The following is a 1,491-nucleotide window of genomic DNA, read 5'->3' on the forward strand; positions in this document are numbered from 1 at the left end:
TGAACTGTACCCCATAATATGGACAGTTTATAAAAAGAGCCTTAGGCAGCTAAGAGATGGCCTCGGTATTGTACCGGGGTCATCTTATTTAACTTCCACTGATATCTCTCGTTATTATATTTACTTATATAGTTGTTCACTTCTTCTTTTAGTTGGTTAAAGCTTTCACATGCTTTATGATCCACCATATCTTTCAAATGACCAAAGAATGATTCCATTGGGGCGTTATCCCAACAGTTTCCTCTGCGAGACATCGACTGGAGAAGGCCAGCTTTTTTCACTCTAGATTGAAAATGAGGGTGAGTGTAATGAAAGCCTTGATCTGAATGAATCATGGCTTCCGGATGAAAATACCCAACGGTTTCTTCAAGTTTTTCAAGAGTCCGGTATACGATATCCATACCTAACGAAGTAGCTACATGATGAGCGACAATTTCGTTCGTTGTACTATCTTTCACGCAAGAAAGGTAAGCTTTTTGACCTCTGCCATAATACGTATAGGTGATATCGGTTAAAAAGACTTTACCTGGTTCTTCTTGTTTGAATTTGCGCTTTAGATGATTTGCACACCTACGGTGTTCTTGGGTTGCTTTCATCATTTTTTTGTAAGGCTTCGCTTGTCTGATCTTCGCCCTGAGTCCAAATTTCTTCATCAACCTTCGGACTTTCTTATGATTCATAATTACCCCATAATCATTTTCAAGGATCATTTTAATTTGAAGAGCTCCTACTTTTTCTTGGTTATGTGTAAAGATGGATCGAATAATCTCTATATCCTTTTCGTCTTTTTCATCTCGGACCTGTCTTTCAAACTCCTTATGTATCCACGCATAATAGCCACTTCGGCTCACCCCCGCGAATGTACATAAGTAAGACACCATATTTTTCATAGAATACTTACGGATGGTCTGTTCAATCCGTTGATAGACTTCAGCTGGAGCTATTTTCGTTTCTTCAACGCCTGCCTCTCGAGTTCGTCTAGCTTTTTTAGGAAGTCATTTTCTGCCTCTAAGTACTTAATACGGGCTTCTGCTTTTTCAAGCTTTTCTTCCGCCGAGAGTTCTTTTGAAGAAGATCTGCCTTTACTGCCTTTCCCTCGTCGCTCCCCCTCAAGTCCAAGATCTCCGTACTTTTCAAAGGTTTCACGCCAACGCTTCAAGCATCGCTTTGGCTGCTTCTTTCCCACAACACTCAATTCAAATCCGTGTTCCTCGAAAATTTGAGTGGGGAACTTTCCATTTTGATATTCACGAATGGCGACTTTCTTAAAATGAGGGTGATAGGTAATGGAACGATCTGAAACCCTTATCACATTTGGGTTGGCCTCCAGTTGTTTCATTTCCAAATTTGAATATAGTTGTTTACTCATAATTCCATCCACTCCGTTCATAAACTTATTTTCATTATAAACGGGTTAAATTTCTAGAGATAGAAATAACCCGAATAACGGGGCACTTTTTTATAAGTGTCCATTATTCGGGTTATAGTTCA

Annotated in this window: 1 protein-coding gene; it reads right to left on the reverse strand. The window is 39.4% G+C overall.

Translation table 11 applies throughout. The features are described from left to right. Positions 1-41 precede the first annotated feature (41 nt). A protein-coding gene (locus tag QMA39_RS19685; protein WP_281659590.1) for an IS3 family transposase occupies positions 42-1,369 on the reverse strand; the annotation gives its coding sequence in 2 pieces (ribosomal slippage) (positions 42-997 and positions 997-1,369; 1,329 coding nt in all). Positions 1,370-1,491 lie beyond the last annotated feature (122 nt).

Source organism: Halobacillus sp. Cin3, assembly GCF_947311855.1.
In the GTDB taxonomy this organism is placed as follows: Bacteria; Bacillota; Bacilli; order Bacillales; family Halobacillaceae; genus Halobacillus; species Halobacillus kuroshimensis.